The 21,059-nt window shown below is 64.2% G+C and carries 18 protein-coding genes; 5 read left to right on the forward strand and 13 right to left on the reverse strand.

The window, feature by feature from the left end; all coding sequences use genetic code 11:
* Nucleotide 1: 1 nt before the first annotated feature.
* From murG to gatC, 13 genes are all read right to left on the reverse strand, one after another.
* Complete coding sequence (gene murG, locus NKT35_RS05575) at nt 2-1,093, reverse strand: undecaprenyldiphospho-muramoylpentapeptide beta-N-acetylglucosaminyltransferase (RefSeq protein ID WP_254299607.1); 1,092 nt, start codon at nt 1,091-1,093, stop codon at nt 2-4.
* A gap of 224 nt (nt 1,094-1,317) precedes the next feature.
* Nucleotides 1,318-2,475 (reverse strand): putative lipid II flippase FtsW, encoded by a 1,158-nt coding sequence (gene ftsW / locus NKT35_RS05580; RefSeq protein WP_254299609.1) that lies wholly within the window; start codon nt 2,473-2,475, stop codon nt 1,318-1,320.
* Entirely contained in the window at nt 2,472-3,833 is a 1,362-nt protein-coding gene (gene murD, locus NKT35_RS05585; protein WP_254299611.1) for a UDP-N-acetylmuramoyl-L-alanine--D-glutamate ligase, read from the reverse strand. Before murD ends, ftsW begins: the two co-directional genes overlap by 4 nt.
* A gap of 11 nt (nt 3,834-3,844) precedes the next feature.
* Nucleotides 3,845-4,930 carry a phospho-N-acetylmuramoyl-pentapeptide-transferase gene (gene mraY, locus NKT35_RS05590; RefSeq protein ID WP_254299613.1) on the reverse strand — a complete coding sequence of 362 codons (1,086 nt, stop codon included), beginning with the start codon at nt 4,928-4,930 and terminating at the stop codon, nt 3,845-3,847.
* A gap of 1 nt (nt 4,931) precedes the next feature.
* Complete coding sequence (locus NKT35_RS05595) at nt 4,932-6,293, reverse strand: UDP-N-acetylmuramoyl-tripeptide--D-alanyl-D-alanine ligase (RefSeq protein ID WP_254299615.1); 1,362 nt, start codon at nt 6,291-6,293, stop codon at nt 4,932-4,934.
* The gene (locus NKT35_RS05600) at nt 6,290-7,771 is read right to left on the reverse strand and encodes a UDP-N-acetylmuramoyl-L-alanyl-D-glutamate--2,6-diaminopimelate ligase (RefSeq protein ID WP_254299617.1); all 1,482 of its coding nucleotides are present in this window, start codon (nt 7,769-7,771) and stop codon (nt 6,290-6,292) included. Before NKT35_RS05600 ends, NKT35_RS05595 begins: the two co-directional genes overlap by 4 nt.
* Nucleotides 7,772-7,775: 4 nt before the next feature.
* On the reverse strand, nt 7,776-9,527 hold the full coding sequence (locus tag NKT35_RS05605; protein ID WP_254299620.1) for a peptidoglycan D,D-transpeptidase FtsI family protein: 1,752 nt from the start codon (nt 9,525-9,527) through the stop codon (nt 7,776-7,778).
* Entirely contained in the window at nt 9,527-9,799 is a 273-nt protein-coding gene (ftsL, locus tag NKT35_RS05610; protein WP_254299622.1) for a cell division protein FtsL, read from the reverse strand. The genes NKT35_RS05605 and ftsL overlap by 1 nt, the downstream gene beginning before the upstream one ends.
* Complete coding sequence (gene rsmH / locus NKT35_RS05615; RefSeq protein WP_254299624.1) at nt 9,796-10,758, reverse strand: 16S rRNA (cytosine(1402)-N(4))-methyltransferase RsmH; 963 nt, start codon at nt 10,756-10,758, stop codon at nt 9,796-9,798. Before rsmH ends, ftsL begins: the two co-directional genes overlap by 4 nt.
* Nucleotides 10,755-11,201 carry a division/cell wall cluster transcriptional repressor MraZ gene (gene mraZ, locus NKT35_RS05620; protein WP_071111930.1) on the reverse strand — a complete coding sequence of 149 codons (447 nt, stop codon included), beginning with the start codon at nt 11,199-11,201 and terminating at the stop codon, nt 10,755-10,757. The genes rsmH and mraZ overlap by 4 nt, the downstream gene beginning before the upstream one ends.
* A gap of 401 nt (nt 11,202-11,602) precedes the next feature.
* Complete coding sequence (gatB, locus tag NKT35_RS05625) at nt 11,603-13,030, reverse strand: Asp-tRNA(Asn)/Glu-tRNA(Gln) amidotransferase subunit GatB (RefSeq protein WP_254299626.1); 1,428 nt, start codon at nt 13,028-13,030, stop codon at nt 11,603-11,605.
* Between the two features lie 143 nt (nt 13,031-13,173).
* On the reverse strand, nt 13,174-14,625 hold the full coding sequence (gatA, locus tag NKT35_RS05630) for an Asp-tRNA(Asn)/Glu-tRNA(Gln) amidotransferase subunit GatA (protein ID WP_254299628.1): 1,452 nt from the start codon (nt 14,623-14,625) through the stop codon (nt 13,174-13,176).
* A gap of 82 nt (nt 14,626-14,707) precedes the next feature.
* Nucleotides 14,708-14,995 (reverse strand): Asp-tRNA(Asn)/Glu-tRNA(Gln) amidotransferase subunit GatC, encoded by a 288-nt coding sequence (gene gatC / locus NKT35_RS05635; protein ID WP_254299630.1) that lies wholly within the window; start codon nt 14,993-14,995, stop codon nt 14,708-14,710.
* 361 nt (nt 14,996-15,356) lie between these two features.
* On the opposite strand from gatC, the gene NKT35_RS05640 reads away from it, so the two are divergent.
* The 5 genes from NKT35_RS05640 (at nt 15,357) to rodA (ending at nt 20,936) form a co-directional block, all read left to right on the forward strand.
* On the forward strand, nt 15,357-16,400 hold the full coding sequence (locus tag NKT35_RS05640) for a rod shape-determining protein (protein ID WP_011137903.1): 1,044 nt from the start codon (nt 15,357-15,359) through the stop codon (nt 16,398-16,400).
* Nucleotides 16,401-16,466: 66 nt separating this feature from the next.
* A complete protein-coding gene (mreC, locus tag NKT35_RS05645; RefSeq protein WP_254299632.1) occupies nt 16,467-17,375 on the forward strand; it encodes a rod shape-determining protein MreC in 909 nt (302 codons plus the stop codon).
* A 6-nt stretch (nt 17,376-17,381) separates the two neighbouring features.
* On the forward strand, nt 17,382-17,885 hold the full coding sequence (gene mreD, locus NKT35_RS05650; RefSeq protein ID WP_254299636.1) for a rod shape-determining protein MreD: 504 nt from the start codon (nt 17,382-17,384) through the stop codon (nt 17,883-17,885).
* Between the two features lie 14 nt (nt 17,886-17,899).
* A complete protein-coding gene (gene mrdA / locus NKT35_RS05655) occupies nt 17,900-19,858 on the forward strand; it encodes a penicillin-binding protein 2 (RefSeq protein WP_254299638.1) in 1,959 nt (652 codons plus the stop codon).
* A complete protein-coding gene (gene rodA, locus NKT35_RS05660; protein ID WP_254299641.1) occupies nt 19,839-20,936 on the forward strand; it encodes a rod shape-determining protein RodA in 1,098 nt (365 codons plus the stop codon). The genes mrdA and rodA overlap by 20 nt, the downstream gene beginning before the upstream one ends.
* Nucleotides 20,937-21,059 lie beyond the last annotated feature (123 nt).

Consider the following 21,059-nt stretch of genomic DNA (forward strand, 5'->3'; position numbering starts at 1 on the left):
TTTATCTCTTGTCGTCCCCGATCAGCTGCTGGCACAAATCCGCCACCCTGCCGGCCGCGCCCAAGCGGGCCAGCGCGCGGGCGCGCGTCGCCTTGTCCAGCAGTTGCTCTCTGTCCAGCTTCGCCAACAGGCTGGCCAGCCCGTCGGCGTTCAATTCTTTCTGCGGCAAATGCCAGGCCGCGCCTTCCTTGGCCATCCACTCGGCGTTGTCGCGCTGATGGCTGGTGGTGGACACCACCAGCGGCACCAGCATGCTCGGCACGCCTGCAGCGCACAGTTCGCTGACCGTGATGGCGCCGGCGCGGCAGATCACCAGATCGCACTCGGCCAGCCGCTTCGGCATGTCGTCGACAAAGGGCAGCAGCTCCACTTGATCGCGCAGGCCCGCCGCCTGATAGGCCGCTTCCACCGAGGCGAAGTTGGCTTCGCCGGTCTGGTGGATCAGCGCCGGACGCTTGTCGGCCGGCAACCGCGCCATCACCTGCGGCAGCGTTTCGTTCAATACCCTGGCGCCCTGGCTGCCGCCCACCACCAGGACTTTCAACGGACCGCTGCGGCCGGCGAAACGCTGGGCCGGCTCGGCGATGGCTTCGATCTCGCGCCGCACCGGATTGCCTGTCACCAGCGCCTTGGCATCCCGGGCCGCGCTGCCGTCGAAACCACATACCAGCTTTTTGGCGAAAGGCAGCAGCGCCTTATTGCTGAGCAGCAGGCTGGCATCGGCATTGACCAGCACCAGCGGCTTCCACAGCAGGCCGGCCATCACGCCGCCGGGCAGGCAGACATAGCCGCCCATGCCCAGCACCACGTCCGGCCGATGGCGGAAGATCTGCGCCGCGCTGCTGAAGAAGGCGCCGACCAGTTGCAGCGCGCCCTTGATCGAGCCCAACAGGCCCTTGCCGCGCACGCCGTGGAAATTCAAACGCTCCAGCGGAATGCCGGACGGCGGCACCAGCTTGTTTTCCATGCCGCGGCGAGTGCCCAGCCACACCACCTTCCAGCCGCGTTGTTGCAACTCTTTGGCCACGGCGAGGCCGGGGACAATGTGTCCGCCCGTGCCAGCCGCCATCACCATGACCGTTCGATTCGCCATTTACCTTCTTCTTTCGTAGGGCGGAAGCCCAAAGGGCGTTCCGCCTATCCATTCAAATCATTGCCCGTCAAGATTGGCGGAACGCCCGGCAAGCCGGGCTTCCGCCCTACACCTTATAGCCCCGCATGATGCGTCGTTTTTAGCTTCGCCCTTCGGGCTCGCAGAAACCGAAGGGGGCGGCGCTAAAGCGCCTGGAAAGGCTTATCGCCTTTCCTTATGCGAGGCTAAACCTTATAGCCCCGCATAATCCTTCGGTTTTCGTAATCCACCCGCAACAGCACCGCCATCGCAATCAAATTCATCAGCATGGCCGAGCCGCCGAAGGACATCAGCGGCAGCGTCAGGCCCTTGGTCGGCAGCAGACCCATATTCACGCCGACATTGAAGAACACCTGGATGCCGAGCCAGATGCCCAGGCCTTGCGCCACCAGCGCCTGGTAGTAACGCTCCAGCTTTTTCGACTCCACGCCGATGTGGAAGGCGCGGCGCACCACCCAGGCGTACAGGCCGATCAGCACGCAGATGCCGGCGAAGCCGAACTCCTCGGCGATCACCGCCAGGATGAAGTCGGTATGCGCCTCCGGCAGGTAGAACAGCTTCTCAATGCTGCCGCCCAGCCCCACGCCGAACCATTCGCCGCGGCCGATGGCGATCAGCGAGTGGCTCAGCTGATAACCCTTGCCATACGGGTCGTCCCACGGGTCCATGAAGCCCAGCACCCGCTTCAGGCGGTAGGGCGAGGAGATAATCAGCAGCACGATGGCCACCACCGCCATCACCGCCAGCCCGGAGAAGATGCGCATATTGATGCCGCCAAGGAACAACAGCCCCATGGCGATGCTCATCACCACCATCAACGCGCCGAAGTCCGGCTCTCGCAGCAGCAGGAAGGCCACCACCACCATCGCCATGAACATCGGCAGGAAGCCTTCCTTCAGGCTGTGCAGCAGGTGGCTCTTGCGCACCGTGTAATCGGCTGCGTACAGCACCACCGCGAACTTCATCACCTCCGACGGCTGCAAGTTCAGCACCAGCAGATTGATCCAGCGCCGCGAACCGTTCACCACCTTGCCGATGCCGGGAATCAGCACCAGCACCAGCATCACCAAGCCGATCAAAAAGATCTTGCCCGAATACTTCTGCCAGAACGCCGTGGGGATCTGGAAGGCCGCGTAGGCCGCCGACAGCCCTATCGTCATGAACACGATGTGGCGGATCAGGTAGAAGTAACGGTTCTGCGTCGCCGCGTCCGCTTCCGCATAGGCGATCGACGCCGAGTACACCATCACCAGGCTGATAGACAACAGCAAGGCCAGCGCCCAGGCCAGCGCCTCGTCTATCGGGGTGATCGCCGTGTAACGGCTGGCCGGGTTGCGGATCATTTCCGCTCCGCCTTCACCGCCGCCACGGTGTCGATGAACACCTGGGCGCGATGCGCGTAGTTCTTGAACATGTCCAGGCTGGCGCAGGCCGGCGACAGCAACACCACATCGCCAGGCTGAGCCAAGGCCGCCGCGCGGCGAGTGGCGTCTTCCAGCGTGTCGAAGCGCTCCAGTGCCAGGCCGCTATCCTGCAGCGCGGACGCTATCTTGCCGGCGTCGCGGCCAATCAGCAGCACCGCGCGGGCAATGCGCTGGCAAGCCGGTTTCAGCGGGGCGAAGTCCTGCCCCTTGCCGTCGCCGCCGGCGATCAGCACCACCTTGCGGGTCATGCCATTCAACGCCGCCTCGGTGGCGCCGACATTGGTGCCCTTGGAGTCGTCGATGAAGGCCACGCCGTCGAACTCATCCACCAGCTCAACCCGGTGCGACAAGCCCTGGAAAGTCTTCAGGCCATCCAACAAAGGCGCCAGCGGCAGGCCTATGCCCTGGCACAGCGCCAGCGCGGCCAGCGCGTTGGCGGCGTTGTGCAGGCCTTGCAGCTGCATGTCGGCGCAGTCGAAGACTTTTTCGCCGCCGATGCTCAGGTGATAGCCGCCATTGCGCGACAGCGCGTAGTCGGCCGCGCCGGCGAGCGAGAACCACTTCACCTCATGGCCGGGCCGCGCCATGGCGCGCACCAGCGCATCGTCCTTGTTCAACACCTGCACGCCCTGGCCATGGAACACCTGGGTCTTGGCGTGGGCGTAATCCAGCAAATCGTTGTAGCGGTCGAGGTGATCCTCGGAAATATTCAGCACCGTGGCGGCATCAGCCATCAGGCTGTAGGTCGACTCCAGCTGGAAGCTCGACAATTCCAGCACCCACACATCAGGGCGTTTGCCGCTTTGCTCGCGCTCCAACTGCGCTTCCAGCACCGCCAGGCCGATATTGCCGGCGACGACGGCATCCAGACCCGCCGCCTGGCACAGATGGCCCACCAGGCTGGTGACGGTAGTCTTGCCGTTGGAGCCGGTGATGGCGATCACCTTGCTGCCGTCGCCCTCGATAGCGCGCGCCAGCACCTCGATATCGCCCATCACTTCGCCGCCGGCGCGGCGGAAGGCGGCGATGGCCGGATTAGCCAAGGGCACACCGGGGCTCACCACCAATAGATCGGAGCCGGCGAAAGTGTTTTCGTCGAACAGGCCGCTGATCACTTCAGTGCCCGGCAGATGGCGCTCCAGCTCGGCCAGCCGCTCGGCGGACGGCTTGGCGTCGGCCACGCGCACGCGCGCGCCGTGGGCGGCCAGATAGCGCGCGGCCGCCAGGCCCGAGCCTCCCAGCCCCACCACCGTCGCTTGTAGCTTGGCGTAATCCATCGCCTTCATCCTCAGCGCAGCTTCAACGTAGACAGGCCGACCAGCACCAGCATCATGGTGATGATCCAGAAGCGGACCACCACCTGGGTTTCCTTCCAGCCCTTCAACTCATAGTGGTGATGCAGCGGCGCCATGCGGAACACGCGCTTGCCAGTCAGCTTGAACGAGCCCACCTGGATCATCACCGACAAGGCTTCCATCACGAACAGACCGCCCATGATGAACAGCACGATTTCCTGACGCACGATCACCGCCACCGCGCCCAGCGCCGCGCCCAGCGCCAGCGCGCCGACATCGCCCATGAACACCTGGGCCGGATAGGCGTTGAACCACAAGAAGCCCAGGCAGGCGCCGCACATCGCCGCGCAGAACACCACCACCTCATGCGCGCCGGGAATGAAGGGCAGGCCCAGGTACTTGGAAAACACCGCGTGGCCGGCCACATAGGCGAAGATGGACAGGCCGGCCGCCACCAGCACGGTGGGCAGCGCCGCCAGGCCATCCAGGCCATCGGTCAGGTTGACCGCGTTGGAGGTGCCGACGATCACCAGATAAGTCAGCACGCAAAAGCCCACCGCGCCCAGCGGATAGGCGACGGACTTGACGAAGGGGACGATGAACTCGGTGGACGCCGGCAGCTTGGCGGTGGCGATCAGGAATACGCCCGCGCCGATGGCGATGGCCGATTGCCAGGCCATCTTGAACTTGGCGGACACGCCTTTCGGGTCCTTGTACACCACTTTGCGCCAGTCGTCGTAAAAGCCCAGCGCGCCGGTGCCCAGCATCACAAGCAACAGCAGCCAGACGTACTTATTGGATAGATCCGCCCACAACAAGGTGGTGATGGTGATGGCCAGCAGGATCAGCGAACCGCCCATGGTCGGCGTGCCGGCCTTGACCAGGTGAGTTTGCGGGCCATCGTTGCGCACCGCCTGGCCGACTTTCAGTTCGGTCAATTTGCGGATCACCCACGGCCCCATCCACAGGGAAATGGCGAGCGAGGTCAGCGTCGCCATCACCGCGCGCAAGGTGATGTAGTTGAAAACATTGAATGCCCGGATATGGGCGCCGAGCAGGTCGGCCAGCCAAAGCAGCACGTTAAATCCCTTCCTTCTGATGCATCAGGTGTTCCACCACCCGTTCCATGCGCATGAAGCGCGACCCCTTGACCAGAACGGCGGCACCCGACGCCAAGCGGCTATCCAGGCACTCCAACAGCTCGTCAATCGAATCAAAATGGCGCGCGCCCGCGCCGAAAGCGGCAGCGGCGTGGCGCGAAACCTCGCCCAGCGAAAAAAGCTGTTCGATGCCGCGCGCGCGCGCATGTTCCCCAACCTCGGCATGCAGCGCCGGGGCGGTGTCGCCCAGCTCGCCGATGTCGCCCATCACGAAGACGCGCGGAGCCGGCAGGCCGGCCAGCACGTCGACGCCGGCTTTCATCGAATCCGGGTTGGCGTTATAGCTGTCATCCAGCACGGTCAGGCCGCGCGGGCTGTGTTTCAGTTGCAGGCGGCCCTTGGCGCCGGCGAAGGCGGCCAGGCCGGCGGCGATGGCGGCCAGCGGCACATCCAGCGCCAAGGCCACGGCCGCCGCAGCCAGGGCGTTGCGGACGTTGTGCTCGCCCGGCGCCGGCAGCGCGATCTGGATCTCGCCAGCGGGCGAAACCAATGTGAAGCGGCTTTCCAGCGCCGACAGCGCCACATCGCGCGCGCCGACATCGGCGCCGGCCGACAGGCCGAAGCTCAGCTGGCGATGCGCGCCGGCGGCGGCGCGGAACAGCGCCAGATTGGCGTCATCGGCGTTGACCACGGCCACGCCGTCGTCGGCCAGTCCTTCGAAAATCTCCGCCTTGGCGCGGGCCACGTCTTCAGTCGAGCTGAAAAAGCCGAAATGGGCGCGCATGGCGTTGTTGACCAGCGCCACTTGCGGACGGGCCAGGCCGGTCAGGTAGCGCAGCTCGCCGTGATGGTTCATGCCCATCTCGATCACGGCGTAGCGGTGTTGCGGCTGCAAACGCAGCAGCGTCAGCGGCAGGCCGATGTCGTTGTTGAAGTTGCCGGCGGTGGCCAGCACCGCGTCTTCTCCGGCATGGGCGCGCAGAATGGCGGCCAGCATTTCCTTGACCGTGGTCTTGCCGTTGGAGCCAGTGATGCCGATGCGGACAGCCGATTGCGCGGCGGCCCAGCCGGCGGCCAGACGGCCCAGCGCCAGGCGGGTGTCGTCACCGGCCTGGATCAGGCTGGCGCCCGCCAGTTCGAAACCGTCGCGCACCAATGCCGCCGCGCCCTTGGCGGTCACCTCGGCGACGAAATCATGCGCGTCGAAGCGCTCGCCCTTCAGCGCCACGAACAGATCGCCGGGGCCGGCTTCGCGGCTGTCGGTGATCACGCGCGACACTGCGCCGTCGGCGCCGATCAGGCGACCCTGGGCCAAGGCGGCGGCGTGGCTCAGCTTCATCATGCTTGCGTCCCCCAGGCCGTCAGCGCCTCTTCCGCCACGCGGAAGTCGGAGAACGGCCGCTTGACGCCGGCGATGTCCTGATACTCTTCATGGCCCTTGCCGGCCACCAACACCACGTCGCCCACCTTGGCCTGGCTCACCGCCCAGTGGATGGCGGCTTCGCGGTCGGCTTCCACATGCGCGCGGGCGGCGTCCATGCCGGCCAATACGTCGCGGATGATGGCTTGCGGGTCTTCGCTGCGCGGGTTGTCGCTGGTCAGCACCGCCACGTCGGCGTGCTTTTCCGCGATGGCGCCCATCATCGGGCGCTTGCCCGGATCGCGGTCGCCGCCGCAGCCGAACACGCAGAACAGCCGGCCGCCGGCCGGGCGGATATCGGACAAAGTAGCCAGCGCCTTTTCCAGCGCGTCCGGCGTGTGGGCGTAATCGATCACCACCAGCGGCTCATGGGTGCCGCCTATGCTCTGCATGCGGCCGCGCGCCGGCTGGATGCGCGCCATCACCGCGGCGGCGTCCTGCAGGCTGACGCCGTTGACGCACAGCGTGGCCAGACAGGCCAGCAGATTGGCGGCGTTGAAGCGGCCCACCAGGCCGGTGCGCACATCCACCACGCCCCAGGGCGTGGTCACAGTCAGCTGCAGGCCTTCCAGCGTGGCGGCCAACGCCAGCGGGCGCACATCGCCCTGCTCCAGGCCGTAAGTCACCACTTGCGTAATCTTGGGGTCGATCTCGGCGGCCAACTGGCGGCCGAAGGCGTCGTCGGCATTGATCACCGCGTGCTTCAGGCCTTCCCAGAAGAACAGCTTTTTCTTGGATTCGCCGTAGGCTTCCATCGAGCCGTGGTAGTCCAGGTGATCGCGGGTCAGATTGGTGAACACGGCCGTCGCGAAAGACACGCCGTTGACGCGGAACTGGTCCAGGCCATGGCTGGAGACTTCCATCGTCACCACATTGGCGCCCTGGCGGCGGTATTCGGCCAGCTTCTGCTGCACCGTCACCGGGTCCGGCGTGGTGTGGGTGGTTTCGGTCAGTTGGCCGTAGAAACCGTTGCCGACGGTGCCGATCAGCGCCGCCTTCTGGCCCAGCAAGGAAAAAGCCTGCGCCAGCCAGTGGGAAATCGAAGTTTTGCCGTTGGTGCCGGTGATGCCGACCACTGTCAGATCGCGCGAGGGCTGCTCCAGCACGTGGGCGGCGACGATGCCGGCGCGCTCGCGCAGATTGGGCACCGCCAGATTGGGCGCCTGCCACTCGGCCTTCCAGGCGAAACCGTCGGCGTCGTCCCACAGCACCGCGGCCGCGCCCTTTTCCAGCGCGGCGGCGATGAAGTCGCGGCCGTCGGTGTATTCGCCGCGGCAAGCCAGGAACACATCGCCCGGCAGCACGCGGCGGCTGTCCGCCTCCACCCGTTTGATGGCGACGCCCAGCTGTTGCAACAAGTCCGGATTCCAATCCGGCAACGGAGTCAAACGGCTCTTCATGATCTTAGAAGTCCGCCGGAACAGGGGTCGATTCCGGCAATAAAGTGTTATTGGTTGGCTCGTCGGGAGTCACGTTCAGCACGCGCAGCGCGCCGCCTGCCACATTGGCGAATACCGGCGCCGACACTGCGCCGCCGTAGTATTTGCCCGCCGAGGGTTCATCTATCATCACCGCCACGATCACCTTGGGCGCGTGGCCGGGCGCGAAGCCCATGAACAGCGCGCGGTGCTTGTTGGCCACATAGGTGCGGCCCTCCAATTTGCGCGCGGTGCCGCTCTTGGCGCCTATGCTGTAGCCGATAATGCGGCCGCCCACGGCGCCGCCGCCCGGCTGGCTGTTGGCGATCAGCAGGTCGCGCATTTCGTGCGCGGTCTTCTCGCTGATCACCCGCTTGCCCGGCATCGGGTTATTGGTCTTGTACAGCGAAATCGGCAACATCACGCCGTCGTTGGCGAAGATGGTGTAGGCGCGCGCCATCTGGATCAGGCTGACCGACACGCCGTAGCCGAAGGACATGGTGGCCTGCTCGATCGGCCGCCATTTGTGCCAGTCGCGCAGGCGGCCGCTAGCCTCGCCGGGGAAGCCGGTATTGGGCGCGCGGCCAAAGCCCAGCGCGTCGTAGTGTTTCCAGAAATCTTCCGGGCTGTTCATCAGCGCCAGCTTGCTGGTGCCGACGTTGGACGATTTCTGGATGATGCCCAGAATGCCCAGGCTGGCCTGCGGCGACACGTCGCGGATGGTGGCCGGGCCTATCATGTAGCTGTGGGTATCCAGCACGGTGTTCAGATTGGCCTTGCCATGCTCCAGCGCCAGCGAGATAGACAGCGGCTTCATGGTGGAGCCGGGCTCGAACAGGTCGATCACGCCGCGGTTGCGCATCATTTCCAGCGTCACCCCAACGCGGTTATTAGGGTTGAACGAGGGGTAGTTGGCCAGGGCCAGCAGCTCGCCGCTGTGCGCGTCCAGCACCACCACGCTGCCCGCCTTGGCCTTGTTCTCTTCCACCGCGGCCTTGATTTCGCGGTAGGCCAGGTACTGGATGCGATGATCCACCGCCAAAGCCAGCTTCTGGCCGTCGCGCGGCGGTTCGATGGCGGCCACGTCCTCGATGATGTGGCCGCGGCGGTCCTTCAGCACCACGCGGCGGCCATCCTTGCCGGACAGCATCTTCTCGCGCGCGAGCTCGACGCCTTCCTGGCCTTTGCCGTCCACGCCGGTGAAGCCGATGATGTGCGACACGATCTCGCCGGCCGGGTAGAAGCGGCGGAATTCCTGCTGTTTGGCGATGCCGGGCACGCCCAGCGCCATCACCTTGTCGGCCTGCTCCGGGCTGATCTGGCGCTTGATGTAGACGAATTCCTTCTTGCGGTCTGACAGCTTGCCCGCCAGCTCTTCAGGAGACATGTCCAGCAAAGCGGCCAGCTCGCGCAGCTTGGCCGGCGGCACCGGCTCCATATCGGCCGGGCTGGCCCAGATGGTTTGCACCGGCGTGCTGATCGCCAGCGGCTCGCCATTGCGGTCGGTGATCACGCCGCGGTTGGCTTCCAGCGTCAGGGTGCGGCGGAAGCGCGCCTCGCCCTGGCCTTGCAGAAAGTCCTGCTGCACCACTTGCAGATACATGGCGCGGCAGATCAGCGCGAAGAACAAGCCCGCCAGCATCAGCAGCACCCAGCGCACCCGGCCTGAGGTCATGCGCAGGGCGGGACTGGCCGAGACCGGCCGCTGGCGGATGCTGTAATTCGAACCGGCGCGCATCACAGCACTCCCTTCGGAGAGATCACCTGGATCTGGCGCGGATCGGGGGTATGCATGCCCAGGCGGGCGGACGCGGCTTTTTCGATCACCGCGTGCGCGCCCCAGGTGCTCTGCTCCAGCTGCAGCTGGCCAAACTCCACCTCCAGCTGCTGCGCCGACTTGGTTTCCTTCTGCAAGTCGCTGTAGAGCTTGCGCGACACGTGCGTGGACGTCACCACCGACCAGGCGGAGAACACGGCCATCAGCAACAGCGTCGCGTTGAGCTTGTTCATGCGTCGATCTCCCGCCACGGCGCGGCCGTGCGTTCAGCCACGCGCATGATGGCGCTGCGGGCGCGCGGGTTTTCGCGCAGCTCTTCCTCGCCGGAGCGAATGGCCTTGCCCACCAGGGAAACCGGCGGCTTGGCCATGTCCTCGGCGCGCACCATGGCCCATTGCGGCAGCTTCTCTTCGCTGCTGACGTCGCGCAGGTATTGCTTGACGATGCGGTCCTCCAGCGAATGGAAGCTGATCACCGCCAGGCGGCCGTCGGTCTTGAGCAGGCGCGCGGCCTGCGGCAGCACAGCCTTGAGCTCGTCCAGCTCGCGGTTCACAAAGATCCGGATCGCTTGGAAGGTACGCGTAGCCGGGTCTTGACCCGGTTCCCGAGTGCGGACGTTTTGCCCAACGAGCACAGAGAGCTCGCGGGTGGTCGTGATGGGGCTTTCGTCCCGTTGCGCAACAATGGCTGCTGCGATCTTGCGAGCAAACCGCTCTTCACCATAAGTTTTGATGACCTCTCTGATATCGGCCTCATCTGCCGTTGCCAACCATTCGGCGGCGGTCACGCCGCGAGTGGTGTCCATACGCATGTCCAGCGGCGCGTCGAAACGGAAGCTGAAACCGCGGCTGCCGTCATCGATCTGCGGCGACGACACGCCCAGATCCATCAGCACGCCGTCGACCTCGGCCACGCCCAGGCGGCCGAGCTCGGCCGTCAGCGTTTCGAAACCGTTGTGGACAATGTTGAAACGGGAATCTTCCGCCGCCAGTTGCTCGGCGACGGCAATGGCCTGCGGGTCCTTGTCGAAGGCGATCAAGCGGCCATTCGGGCCGAGCTTCGACAGGATCAGGCGGCTGTGGCCTCCGCGGCCGAAGGTGCAATCGACGTAAACGCCATCGTCGCGGATGGCCAGCGCGTCGACCGCTTCGGTCAGAAGCACCGTGCGGTGCACGAATGTCGGGGTGCTCACAGCGTGAAATCTCCAAGGTGTTGCGCCAAATCGGCTTGGTCGATAGCCAGCGCGTCAGCGGTTTGGCTGTCCCATTCCTCGGCATTCCACAGTTCGAATCGGTTGCCCATGCCTACCAGGGCAACATCCTTGTCCAGCGCGGTCAGCTCGCGCAGGCGGGCCGGCAGCAAGATGCGGCCGGCGGAGTCCATCTCCAGCGTCTCGGCATGGCCGAGCACCAGTCTTTGATAGCGTTTCAGGGTGGGATTGCCGGTGGGAAGGGCCAGCAGGCGGGCCTCGACCGGGCGCCAGTTGGGTTCGGGGTAGAGCAGCAGGTGGTCTTGGGATTCGAGCGTGACGATCAACTTGTGGCCGAAAGCGGACAGCAGTGTCTCGCGGTGCTTGGCCGGAATAGCCAAGCGCCCCTTGCTATCGAGAGACAAGATGCTGACGCCACCAATCATGATATGAGAATCCGCTGACCGAGAAGACAGGGCCGTCGCCCCGCGGAGGCATTCTGCCCCACTTTTACCCACTTTACCCCACTTTCCGCCACTATAAGAAAGAACCGCCCCACGGTCAACATCGGGATTCTCTAATTCGCCTTTTGCGACAATGACTTACAGGGAGAGGTAAAAATGGAAACCGTGGCAAATCAGAGACTTAAATTCACCAGTAAAAGTGAGACCTGAATATTGGTTTTGACGTCGATTGAAAACCGCATGTAACAATCGGCAATGGAACTGTCTGACAAAACAGTATCTTCAAGAAAAGAAACACATTCCGCGGTCAGAATTAAAGCAATGTGTTTAAAAAACAACATGGCGGCTATAACAGCCGCCATATTGCTTAGATCAGCGCCGGATCAAGACAGCTTTTGACGCAGGATGTCCTGCACCTGAGCCGGATTGGCCTTGCCCTTGGACGCCTTCATCACCTGGCCGGCCAGCGCGTTCAGCGCCTTTTCCTTGCCGGCGCGGAATTCCTCCACCGCCTTCGGGTTGGCGTCGATCGCCTCTTCCACCATCTTTTCGATGGCGCCGACGTCGGACACCTGCTTCAGGCCGTCGCGCTCGATGATGTCATCGGCCGACAGCTCGCTGTCCCACAGCGCTTCGAACACCTGCTTGGCCAGCTTGCTGGACAGGGTGTTGTCGGCGATGCGCACGATCAGGCCGGACAGGCGCGCCACCGAGATCGGACAGTCGGCGATGTCCTTGCCGTCGCGATTCAGGCGGGCGGCGATTTCGCCGTTGATCCAGTTGGCGGCCAGCTTGCCCTGGCCGGAGGCCTTGGCGGCGGCTTCGAAATACTCGGCCTGCTTGAGACTGGAGGTCAATAGCGCCGCGTCGTAGGCGGACACGCCGTAAGCTTCAACGAAGCGGGCCTGCATCGCCGCCGGCAGCTCCGGCATCTCGCCCTGGATGCGGGCGATCTGCTCGTCGGAGATGCGCACCGGCAGCAAGTCCGGGTCCGGGAAGTAGCGGTAATCGTGCGCGTCTTCCTTGCTGCGCATCATGCGGGTTTCGCCGCTGTCCGGGTCGAACAGCACGGTGGCCTGCTGCACCTTGCCGCCGTCTTCCAGGGTGTCGATCTGCCACTGGATCTCGTACTTGGCGGCCTGCTCCAGGAAGCGGAAGGAGTTGAGGTTCTTGATCTCGCGGCGGGTGCCAAATTCCTTCTGGCCTTCCGGGCGCACCGAGACGTTGACGTCCATGCGGAAGCTGCCTTCCTGCATATTGCCGTCGCAGATGCCCAGCCAGGTCACCAGCGTGTACAAGGCTTTGACATAAGCCAGCGCCTCGTCCACCGAACGCATGTCCGGCTCGGACACCACTTCCAGCAGCGGCGTGCCGGCGCGGTTGAGGTCGATGCCGGACAGGCCCTGGAAGTCTTCGTGCAGGCTCTTGCCGGCATCTTCTTCCATATGGGCGCGGGTCACGCCGATCACCTTCTCCTGGTCGCCGACCAGAATCTTGAGCTTGCCGCCCTCGACGATGGGCAGGTCCATCTGGCTGATCTGATAGCCCTTGGGAAGGTCCGGATAGAAGTAGTTCTTGCGGGCGAACACGTTCTTCTGGTTGATGTTGGCGCCCAGCGCCAGGCCCAGGCGAATCGCCTTGTCCACCACGGCGCGGTTCAGCACCGGCAGCACGCCGGGCAGGGCCAGCTCCACCGCGGAAGCCTGGGTGTTGGGCTCCGCGCCGAAGGCGGTGCTGGAGCCGGAGAAAATCTTGGAGACGGTATTGAGCTGCACGTGCACCTCGATACCGATTACGACTTCCCATTTCATGATTGGAAAATCCTTCTATTCTTTTGCCGCGAAAGCTTTCCGCCTAGTCCCTCTCCCCAACCCCTCTCCCGCCAGGGGAGAGGAGCTTCAGGCAGAGACGGCCGCGAGGGCCTCGCGCGCGATTCTTGTGGCTAATTCAAAAATTACAGCGCGGGCGCCTTGGCGTGCCAGTCAGTCGCCTGCTGGAACTGGTGCGCCACGTTCAGCATCTTGGCCTCGGCGAAGTAGTTGCCGATGATCTGCAGCCCGATCGGGCGGCCGTTGGCGGCGAAGCCGGCCGGCACGCTCATGCCCGGCAAGCCGGCCAGGTTCACCGACAGGGTGTAGACATCGGACAGATACATCTGCACTGGATCGGACGCCATCTGGCCCAGATCGAAGGCAGCGGTCGGCGCCACCGGCCCCAGAATCACGTCGCACTGGCCGAAGGCGGCCTTGAAATCGTTGGCGATCAGGCGGCGGATCTTCTGCGCCTTCAGATAGTAGGCGTCGTAGTAGCCGTGGCTCAACACATAGCTGCCCACCAGGATGCGGCGCTTGACCTCGTCGCCAAAGCCTTCGGCGCGGGTCTTCTCGTACATGTCCACCAGGTCCTTGTAGTCCTTGGCGCGATGGCCGTAGCGGACGCCATCGTAACGGGACAGGTTGGTGGAGGCCTCGGCCGGGGCGATCACGTAATAAGCCGGGATCGACAGCTCGGTGTTGGGCAGGCTGATTTCCACCGCCTCGGCGCCCAGCTTCTTCAGCTCGGCCACGGCGTTATCGACCGCGCGCGCCACATCGCCATCCAGGCCGGCGGCGAAGTATTCCTTGGGCAGGCCCACACGCAAGCCGTTCAAGGGGTTGCCAAGCTCGCGAGCGTAGTCTTCCTTGGCGCGCTCCAGGCTGGTGGAGTCGCGCTCGTCGAAGCCGGCCATCACGTTCAGCATCAGCGCGCAGTCCTCGGCGGTCTGGGCGATCGGGCCGCCCTGGTCCAGCGAGGAGGCGAAGGCTACCATGCCGTAACGCGAAACCACGCCGTAGGTCGGCTTGATGCCGGTCACGCCGCAATGGCTGGCCGGCTGGCGGATGGAGCCGCCGGTATCGGTGGCGGTGGCTACCGGCGCCAGGCGCGCGGCCACCGCGGCGGCGGAGCCGCCGGACGAACCGCCCGGAATGGCCTGCGCGTCCCACGGGTTCTTCACCGCGCCGTAGAACGAGTTTTCATTGGACGAGCCCATGGCGAATTCGTCCATATTGGCGCGGCCCAAGGTCACCATGCCGGCGGCGGCGCACTGCTCCACCACGTGGGCGCTGTACGGCGAGACGAAGTTGTCCAGCATCTTGGAGCCGCAGCTGGTCTTCCAGCCTTGCTGGCAGAACAGGTCTTTGTGCACCAGCGGCACGCCGGTCAGGGCATGGGCGTTGCCGGCGGCGATGCGCGCGTCGGCGGCCTGGGCTTCGGCCAGCGTCTTTGCGCGATCCGTGGTGACGATGGCGTTGAGCTGCGGGTTCAGCGCCTCGATGCGGTCCAGGTATTGGCTGGCCAGCTCCACGCTGGAAACCTGTTTGGCCGCCAGCTGTTGCGACAATTGCTTGAGTGTGGCTTGTGTCATATCGGTCAAATCTTGCTATCCGGATAGTCTGGCCCGGCGCGCCAGGCTCAGGGAACCAATCGCGCCGGAAGGGCTCACAGGCTTACTCGATCACCTTGGGAACGAGGAACAAGCCTTTTTCGACTTGGGGCGCCACCGCCTGGAAGGCCTCGCGCCGATTGGTCTCGGTGACCACATCGTCGCGCAGGCGCAGCGACACGTCCTGCGGATGCGCCATCGGCTCGATGCCGGTGGTGTCTACGGCCTGCATCTGTTCGATCAGGCCGAAAATATTGTTGAGCTGGTCTGCCGTGGCAGCGATTTCCGCCTCGCTCACATTGATGCGGGCAAGCTTGGCAATCCGTGCGACATCCTGATGCGTCAGCGACATGGCTTCCTCGTTAAAACCTTTAATATTTCAAGCTTTATAGGGTATCATACCCCGTTTGATTCTCCCAAGATCGACATTGCGCCACGACGCATCCGGGCAGCATTTTTCGCTTAGCGTTTTATGCCGCCTCAGACGCGACGGGGCCATACAGTGCAGGCCTGCTTGACGCCCGCGAATCGAGGCATGTTCTGCTTCAAGGCCAGCCGAATGGGCGCACACTCCGCCCACAAGCGACGTTGATTGCAGTTGTGATTGCAAAATCTCCGATTCGGCGGGGCTGCGGCCCGGCAACAAGATAAACTGGATTTTTTACGGACGCCGGTGGCGTCCGCCACTGACGAAAACTGACCAGGATCGCCCAATGTTTCGTTCGCTGACCGGATACTTCTCCAACGACCTCGCCATCGACCTCGGCACCGCCAACACCCTGATTTACATGCGCAGCAAGGGCATCGTGCTCGACGAGCCGTCGGTGGTGGCCATCCACAACGACGCGCCGACCAACAAGAAATCCATCCTGGCCGTCGGCCTGGAAGCCAAGCGCATGCTGGGCCGCACCCCGGGCAGCATCCAAGCCATCCGCCCGATGAAGGACGGCGTGATCGCCGACTTCACCGTCACCGAACAAATGCTGAAGCAGTTCATCAAGAAGGTGAACCCGAACCGCTTCTTCGCCGCCAGCCCGCGCATCGTGATCTGCGTGCCCTGCGGCTCCACCCAGGTGGAACGCAAGGCCATCCGCGACTCCGCCCTGGCCGCCGGCGCGCGCCGCGTGGAACTGATCGAAGAGCCGATGGCCGCCGCGATCGGCGCCGGCCTGCCGGTTGAGGAGCCGACCGGCTCCATGGTGGTGGACATCGGCGGCGGCACCACCGAAGTGGGCGTGATCTCGCTGGGCGGCGTGGTGTACAGCAACAGCGTGCGCGTCGGCGGCGACAAGTTCGACGAAGCCATCATCAATTACATCCGCCGCAACTACGGCATGCTGATCGGCGAAACCACCGCCGAAGAAATCAAGAAAACCATCGGCTCCGCCTTCCCGGGCGCCGAAGTCCGCGAAATGGAAGTCAAGGGCCGCAACCTGGCCGAAGGCATTCCGCGCGCCTTCACCGTGTCTTCCAATGAAATCCTGGAAGCGCTGACCGAACCGCTGAACCAGATCGTCTCCGCCGTGAAGATCGCGCTGGAGCAAACCCCGCCGGAACTGGGCGCCGACATCGCCGAAAAAGGCATGGTGCTGACCGGCGGCGGCGCGCTGCTGAAGGATATCGACCGCCTGCTGGCCGAAGAGACCGGCCTGCCGGTATTCGTCGCCGAAGAGCCGCTGACCTGCGTGGTGCGCGGTTCCGGCAAGGCGCTGGAGAAAATGGATAAGATCGGCACCATTTTCACCAACGTGCCTTAAACTTCCAGCATCGGACCTTAACGAAGCAAGCGGACGCCGCGCCGTCAAGGCGCGGCGTGTCTGGCCATGGATTTCGCCAACACCCCCAGCTTTTTCCGCTCCGGGCCGCCGCCGGCCGCCCGTCTGGCGATGAGCGTCGTCGCGTCGATCGCGCTCTTGATCGGCGATAGCCGCTATGGCCTGATGGAGCAAGCCCGCGAGGCCTTGTCGCTGGCGCTGTACCCGGTGCAGCGCGCGGTCAATCTGCCGGCCCAGGCGGTGCGCCACGCCGGCGACTACCTGATCTCGCAGACCGAGCTGAAACAGGAAAACACCCAGTTGCGCGAGAAGCAGCTGCAGATGTCCGCCCAATTGGCGCGGCTGCAGACGCTGGAGCGCGAGCTGAACGAATTGCGCCAGCTGAACGCCATCCGCGCGCAGCGCGACGACTCGGCCCAGATCGCCGAGACGCTGTACACCGGCCGCGACCCCTTCTCCTACAAGATCATCATCGACAAGGGCGCCGACGCCAAACTGCTGGCCGGCCAGCCGGTGATCGACGCGCACGGCCTGCTGGGCCAGGTGACGCGCGTGCAGCCGCTGACCGCGGAAGTGTCGCTGATCATCGACAAGAACCAGATGGTGCCGGTGATGGTGGAGCGCACCGGCGAGCGCGCCATCCTGTACGGCTATGGCGGCGGCGTGGAGCTGCGCTATCTGCCGCAGAGCTCGGACGTGAAGGAAAAGGACCGCATCGTCACCTCCGGCCTGGACGGCCTGTTCCCGGAAGGCATTCCGGTGGCGACCGTCAGCCGAGTGGAACGCAATGCCGGCGCCGCCTTCACCCGCGTTTACACCCAGCCGCTGGCCGGCGTGCAGCAAACCCGTTACGTGCTGGCGCTGCAAGCCAAGCAAACGCCGGCCCGCCCGGCCGAGCCGCCGGCGCCGCCGGAGAAGAAGACCAAGGGCGGCAAGAAGGCCGCCGACGAGGAGTAAGGCCCGATGTCGTTGGACCGCCCCAAGGAATTGCTCAAGCCGGTCAAGCGCCGCTTCATCTTCCTGACTTTCGTCATCGCCGTGCTGATCGAGCTGGTGCCGCTGCCGCACGGCAGCACGCGCTGGCTGCCGGATTTCATCGGCCTGTTGATCCTGTACTGGGTGATCAACCAGCCGCGCCGCGTCAATATCGGCGTGGCCTTTCTGATGGGCATCGTCGCCGACGTGTCCACCGCCGGCCTGTTCGGCCAGCACGCCCTGGCCTACTCCGCCACCGCCTTCCTGGCCTTGAGCCGCCAGCGCCAGCTGGTGATGTTCAATCTGGGCCAGCAGGCGCTGGTGGTGCTGGGTCTGATGACCATGAACCAATTCATCATGGTGGTGGTGCGGATGCTGACCGGATCGGCCTTCGTCGGCTGGAGCTATTTCCTGCCGCCGCTGATCGGCGCGCTGCTGTGGCCGCTGCTGACCAAGCTGATGTTGATTCCTTACCGCCACCATTCTGCATGAAGCCCGACTGATCCATGCGCCGCCCCAATCGCTTCAAAAACCCGCAGAACGACGAAGAACAGTTCGAGCTGCGGCTGATCATCGCCTACGGCCTGATCATTCTCTTGTTTCTCACCCTGCTGGCCCGCTTCGTCTGGCTGCAGGTGCTGCAACACGACCACTTTTCCACGCTGGCGCAGAACAACCGCATTTCGCTGGTGCCCATCCTGCCCAACCGCGGCCTGATCCTGGACCGCAACGGCATCGTGCTGGCGCAAAACTACTCCGCCTACACCCTGGAGCTGACCCCGAGCAAGATTCCCGACCTCGCCGCCACCATCGCCAAGCTGAAAACGCTGGCCGACGTGACCCCGCGCGACGAGAAGCTGTTCAAGAAACTGCTGGGCGATAGCAAGAACTTCGAGGCGGTGCCGCTGAAAGTGAAGCTGACCGACCAAGAGGCCGCCCGCGTCGCCGCCAATGCCTGGCAACTGCCCGGCGTGGAAGTGAAGGCCCGGCTGTTCCGCGACTATCCGTATAAAGAAATGACCAGCCATGTGCTGGGCTATATCGGCCGCATCAACCAGAAAGACAAAGAGCGGCTGGACGACGAGGACAAGACCACCAATTACAAGGGCACCAACTACATCGGCAAAACCGGCCTGGAAGCGGTGTACGAGGACGATCTGCACGGCCAGGTGGGCTTCGAAGAGGTGGAAACCGACTCCGGCGGCCGCGCCGTGCGCAGCCTGCGCCGCACTCCGCCGGTCAACGGCAATACGCTGAAGCTGGCGCTGGACATCCGCCTGCAGGAAATGGCCGACAAGCTGTTCGGCCAGCGCCGCGGCGCGCTGGTGGCCATCGACCCCAGCACCGGCGGCGTGCTGGCCTTCCTGTCCAAGCCGGGCTTCGATCCCAGCCTGTTCATCGACGGCATCGACAGCCAAACCTGGAGCGCGCTCAACACCGACTGGCAAAAGCCGCTGATCAACCGCGCGCTGCGCGGCACCTACCCGCCCGGCTCCACCTTCAAGCCCTTCATGGCGATGGCGGCGCTGATGACGCACAGCATAGGCCTTCGCGACATCCGTCCGGCGCCGGGCTACTTCACGCTGCCAGGCTCCAGCCACCAGTTCCGCGACAGCAAGAAGCAGGGCAACGGCATGGTGAACCTGCAGCGCGCCATCACCGTCTCCAGCGATACCTTCTTCTACAAGCTGGCCTGGGACATGGGCATAGACAAGATCCACCCGGTGGTCGGCTCCTTCGGACTGGGCAGCAAGACCGGCATCGACCTGGACGGCGAAGCCAGCGGCATACTGCCGTCCAAGGAGTGGAAGGAAAAACGCTTCGCCCGCTACAAGCCCGAGGTGAGGCGCTGGTATCCGGCCGATGTGGTCAGCGTCGGCATCGGCCAGGGCTTCAATGCCTATACGCCGCTGCAGATGGCCAATGCCACCGCCATCATGGCCAATAACGGCCAAGTGTTCAAACCCCACTTGGTGCAGCAAATCGTCGACTCCAAAAGCGGCGAGGCGCGTCTGATCGAACCCAAGCCGGTCAGACAACTGCCCTACCCGCAGGAGTACTTCGACTACATCAAGGAAGGCATGCACGGGGTGATGATCTCCGGCACCGGCGCCCGCGTCGGCGTCGGTCTGCAGTATTCGATGGCGGGCAAGACCGGCACCGCGCAGGTGGTGGCGATCAAGCAAGGCGCCAAGTACAACGCCGCCGCGCTGGCCGAACAATACCGCGACCACAGCTGGTTCATCGCCTTCGCCCCAGTGGAGAAGCCCAAAATCGCCGTGGCCATCATCGTCGAGAACGCCGGCTTCGGCGCCGCCGCCGCCGCGCCGGTGGCGCGCGGCCTGTTCGACTTCTATCTGCTGGGCAAGGTGCCCAAGGACCTGGACGGACTGCTGAAAACCGTGCCGCAGGAAAACGGCGACGCCGCCGCGACCGGAGAGCAAAATGAAAACGCCGCTGATTAAGCTGATCTGGCAGCGGATCAAGGAGCCGCTGGACGGCTGGCTGATGCTGTTCCTCGGCTTGATCTTCGCGGTCAGCATGGTGCTGCTGTACTCCGCCAACAACCAGTCTTTCGACAAGATAGACAACAAGCTGATTTACACCATGATGGCGCTGACGGTGATGTGGCTGATCGCGCGGATGCGGCCGCAAAGCGTGATGAATTTCGCGCCGCCGATCTACGTCATCGGCGTGCTGCTGTTGATCGCCGTCCATTTCAAGGGCATCACCGTCAACGGCTCCACCCGCTGGCTGAGCCTAGGCGTCACCCGGATACAGCCTTCGGAAATCCTCAAGATCGCGCTGCCGATGATGCTGGCCTGGTTCTTCCAGAAGTACGAGCTGTCGCTGCGCTGGTGGCATTATCTGGTGGCCGCCGGCCTGATGCTGGTGCCGGTGGCGCTGGTGCTGAAACAGCCCGACCTCGGCACCGCGCTGCTGATCGCCGCCGCCGGCTTCTTCGTGCTGTTCTTCGCCGGCCTGCCATGGAAGGTGATTTTCAGCGGCATCGTGCTGGCCGGCGCCAGCATGCCCCTGGTGTGGAACCATCTGCACGACTACCAGCGCAAACGGGTGCTGACGCTGATCGACCCCACCACCGACCCGCTGGGCACCGGCTACCACATCATCCAGTCGATGATCGCCATCGGCTCCGGCGGCCCCTGGGGCAAGGGCTGGCTCAACGGCACCCAGACTCACCTCGACTATATCCCTGAGCGCACCACCGACTTTATCTTCGCGGTGTATTCCGAGGAGTTCGGCCTGATCGGCAATCTGGTGCTGCTGGTGCTGTATCTGCTGGTGATCAGCCGCGCGCTGATGATCACCGCCAGCGCCCAAACGCTGTACGGCCGGCTGATGGCCGCTTCCATCACCATGTCCTTCTTCGTCTACGCCTTCGTCAATATGGGCATGGTGTCCGGCATCCTGCCGGTAGTCGGCGTGCCGCTGCCCTTCATGTCCTACGGCGGCACCGCCACCGTGACGCTGTTCATCGGCATGGGCATGCTGATGGGCATCAGCAATCTGCGCCGCAATTGACCCTCCCCGCCCGGCCATCCCGCTGGGCCTTCTTTTCAAGACCGGAACCCCGGCGCGCCGCAGCGATCTATCCTTTTTGTCTGCAATCCACAATTATACCTATGTCATTTTATTGTCATTCAT

Origin of the sequence: Chromobacterium sp. IIBBL 290-4 (assembly GCF_024207115.1) — a bacterium.
GTDB lineage: Bacteria > Pseudomonadota > Gammaproteobacteria > Burkholderiales > Chromobacteriaceae > Chromobacterium.